The following is a 2,567-nucleotide window of genomic DNA, read 5'->3' as shown; positions in this document are numbered from 1 at the left end:
CGCGAGCCCGTGGCGGATCTCGCCGCCCAGCACCATCCCGCCGACCTGGGGGCCTACCCATACATGTTGTCCGCTCGGCCACAGCGCCGTCGCGTCGAAACGGGTGTCGCGCGCGACCAGCACCGCCAGCGCCCAGCCGATCAGTAAGCCGATGCCGAAGGGCCACACGGTCTTCACGAGACCGGCGATGACCGCTTCATCGTGGCTGCGCCTCCCGATCGCGCAGAAGACAATCACCAACAGGGCATCAGCGGCGAACGGTACGAACTTCTTCACTGGAGCAGCCTAACCGGTCATGATCAACACCGAGACCGGCACAACGCCCACTGATCAGGGCAAACTCTGCACGCACGCCCCGTATTACGGCTCTGGCGAGGCCAGCGATTTCAGCAGCACCGCGGCGAGTCGCGACGTGGCGTCACCGCTGTCGGCGTCGGCGATGTGCACCGCGAACACCAGATCGCCCATGGTGGCCAGCAGCCAGCCGTCGGGCCCGCCGGTCGCCGCGAACGCCGTGACATCGCGGAATCCGCGCAACGCGGTGGTTTCCGGCTTGCCGATGCCCTCGTGCATCATGGCGCGCAACCGGTCGACGGCGGGCTGGGTGAGCGCGGGAATCGGGGTGTCGGTCGTGCTCGGCTTGCCGTTCTCGATCATCGGCGGAACCACCGAGCCACGCGAGATCGCGGCCGCGGCGATCGCCATACCGAACGGGCTGACCAGCACCGCGTCGGCGCCCGCGCCCTGGCGCACCTGCTCGGTGCTGCGGCCCGGCGCGCTGATCCGGCCGGTCACCTCGTCGAGCCCGTGCACCTTGAAGTCGGCGCCGACGCCGAGCGCGGTGGCCGCCTCGGCCGCCTCCTGCTCCGAAACATCCTGCGGCGCCTTGTTCTTGGCGGCCGCGGCGACCGTGCGGAACAGCTCCATGGTGCCACCCGCCGGGAACAGCCCGGTGAACGCGATCGGGCCCTTCTCGGTGGCGTAGCTGTTCTGCGCGACCGCGACGACCGCACCGGTCGACGGCTGGATCGCGACGACCGAGGCGGGCGTGCCGACGCTGACCACCGCGTCCTCGGCCGCGCGCTGCAGCCGCTGGTCCATGGTGCCGGAGATGTCCGGCCCGGCCGGGCCCTGATATCCGGCGACCTGGTTGACGAACCGGCCGTCGGCCTCGAAGATCTGCACACCCCAGCCCGAGGTGGTCTCCTGGCTGTCCAGCCACACCTCGCGCAGCGCGTCCAGCATGGGCGACCAGGTGCGGCGATCGGCCGAGATCAGCTTGGGCTGCTTCTCCATCACCACGCCCGGCACCGCGGCCATCCGCGGTTCCAGGATCGCGAAGTCGCCCTCGCGCAGGTTGACCGCGACGATCGGCTTGCCCTGCGACGCGGCCAGCTGCTGCATCAGCGACGGGCCGGTGATCAGCGGCGCGACCGGTTCGATGGCGTCGGCCAGCGCGTTGGTCGACCCGACGAGGTCGCCGGTGCGGCTCGGATCGATCTTGATGACATTGATCGTCTGCTCGGTCATCAGCGCGTCACCGGACAGGTCGACGACCCGCGGCGGCGGCTTCGCGGTGGTGCGCACGAGCTTGACGGTGCGATTGCCTGCCAGCTGCGGCATGATGACCGCCGGATCCCAGGAGATCCGCCAGCCGATGGCGAGCTTGCGGACGGTGCCCTGCAGTGTGTAGGTCCAGTCCTTGCGCTCGCCGAAGTTCCAGGCGACATGCATGCTGAAGATCGCCGACTGCGCGTCGAGATCGATGACCTGAGTTTCCTCGTAGTCGACCGTGCCGGTCGCCAGGCCCTCGAACATTTGCTTCATGGTTGCCGAAGCGGCGGCGGGGTACGAGGTCAGGTCGGCAGCCTTGGTGTAGTCCTGCTCGTCCAGCAGGTCGGTAAACCGCTGGACAACCGATTCCGACTCACTCGGCTTCCCACCCACCCCGCACGAGCACAGCGCGATGGCGAGGGTCGCAACCCCCGCGATCGCCATTGCGCCCCGGACGCGAAAGCGGCGGGATCCCCACACATCCATATCGCCCACTCTTCACTCTTGCCACTCCGGTAACAAATCCACCGTACCGGAAGTTGACCCTTCTCCGATGCCCCGGTATCACGGGACGCTACCCATCCTCAGCACCTTGATTGTGCCCGAAATCTCGCCCCGGTGAGGGGGTGTTTTCGAACCTCGCCCAGCCAGTGGCAACAACTGGCGCACTTACCGTACCGGCAGTCCCGCCGAGTCGTGCGGAACTCGGATCGTCCCGGCGATTCAACGCGAGGGTACCCAAGCCCACCGACACCCAACCCCGGCGCGGCCGGCGCGGATCACCCTGAATCCCTCGTTCTCGCAGAGCATAAGCCGCTACGCATATATCGGCGTAATCTTGTAATCATCGCAACGTGCGCAACAGAGATAGCAGGTGATTTCCATGCGGAACGCCCATCGCGAACGCGGATTCGGCCGGCCCGGCGGCTGGCAGCAAGCAGATCTCCCCGACCCGGCCGACGCCCCCGACTGGTTCTCCGGACGCATTGCCCCCCACAGGTTAACCCGGCCCC

Annotated in this window: 2 protein-coding genes; both read right to left on the bottom strand. The window is 67.9% G+C overall.

The genetic code is table 11. The annotated features are described in order from the left end of the window. A partial coding sequence (locus tag ACFWPJ_RS12875) for a DUF3054 domain-containing protein (RefSeq protein WP_378850363.1) occupies window positions 1-276 on the bottom strand: 276 nt, incomplete at its 3' end. Window positions 277-360: 84 nt separating this feature from the next. Next, window positions 361-1,998 (bottom strand): NTF2-like N-terminal transpeptidase domain-containing protein, encoded by a 1,638-nt coding sequence (locus ACFWPJ_RS12870; protein ID WP_378850360.1) that lies wholly within the window; start codon window positions 1,996-1,998, stop codon window positions 361-363. Window positions 1,999-2,567: the final 569 nt, after the last annotated feature.

The organism is Nocardia sp. NPDC058497, assembly GCF_042720195.1.
In the GTDB taxonomy this organism is placed as follows: domain Bacteria; phylum Actinomycetota; class Actinomycetes; order Mycobacteriales; family Mycobacteriaceae; genus Nocardia.
Note: the sequence above shows the minus strand (reverse complement) of the source record. Positions and strands in the feature narration are given on the sequence as shown.

Coding starts and splice junctions, on each gene's coding strand:
- ACFWPJ_RS12870 (WP_378850360.1), bottom strand. CDS start 1,998: ATGGCGATCGCGGGGGTTGCGACCCTCGCCATCGCGCTGTGCTCGTGC.